Raw genomic sequence first — 1,020 nt, 5'->3', positions numbered from 1 at the left:
AGGCCGCCGCCCCGCAGCAGACCGCGCACGGCGCGCCGCTCGGCTACACCGCCGCCGTCGAGCTGTCCTCGGACCGGCTGCTGCGCAGCCAGCCCAAGCAGCAGCGCCAGCAGCCGCGGTTCCAGTTCGGCGGCAAGGCCGCGGCGGCCGAGAAGGCCCGCCGGCTGGAGATCATCCGCACCCCGGTACTGAGCTGCTACCGGATCGCCGTGATCAGCCTCAAGGGCGGCGTCGGCAAGACCACGACCACCACCGCGCTCGGCGCGACGCTGGCCAGCGAGCGCCAGGACAAGGTGATCGCGATCGACGCCAACCCGGACGCCGGCACCCTCGGCCGCCGGGTCAAGCGCCAGACCGGCGCGACCATCCGCGACCTGGTGACGGCCATCCCGCACCTGCGCAGCTACATGGACATCCGTCAGTTCACCTCGCAGGACCTGAACTCGGGCCTGGAGATCCTGGCGAACGACGTCGATCCGGCCGTCTCGACCACCTTCAACGACTCGGACTACCGCCAGGTCATCGACGTGCTGGGCCGCCAGTACCCGATCATCCTGACCGACTCCGGCACCGGCCTGCTGTACAGCGCGATGCGCGGGGTGCTGGACCTCGCCGATCAGCTGATCATCGTCTCCACTCCCAGCGTGGACGGCGCCTCCAGCGCCTCGACCACGCTGGACTGGCTCTCCGCGCACGGCTACGCGGACCTGGTGCAGCGCAGCATCACGGTGGTCTCCGGGGTGCGCGAGACCAGCAAGATGATCAAGGTCGAGGACATCGTGGCGCACTTCCAGACCCGCTGCCGCGGCGTGGTCGTGGTGCCCTTCGACGAGAGCCTGGCCGCCGGTGCCGAGGTCAACCTCGACATGATGCGGCCCAAGGTCCGCGAGGCGTACTTCGAGCTGGCCACCCTGGTCGGCGAGGACATCATCCGGGCCCAGCAGGCGGCCGCCCAGCAGTCCGGCTGGCAGCAGCAGGCGCAGGCCCAGCCGCAGCCGTACCCCGTAGCTCCGCAGGCCC

Annotated in this window: 1 protein-coding gene; it reads left to right on the top strand. The window is 70.9% G+C overall.

The window, feature by feature from the left end; translation table 11 throughout:
* Positions 1–1,020, top strand: a 1,020-nt coding sequence (locus J0670_RS38655) for a MinD/ParA family protein (protein ID WP_207817441.1), incomplete at both ends; no start/stop codon positions are given.

The sequence above is a fragment of the Streptomyces sp. FH025 genome, assembly GCF_017427025.1.
In the GTDB taxonomy this organism is placed as follows: domain Bacteria; phylum Actinomycetota; class Actinomycetes; order Streptomycetales; family Streptomycetaceae; genus Kitasatospora.
Note: the sequence above shows the minus strand (reverse complement) of the source record. Positions and strands in the feature narration are given on the sequence as shown.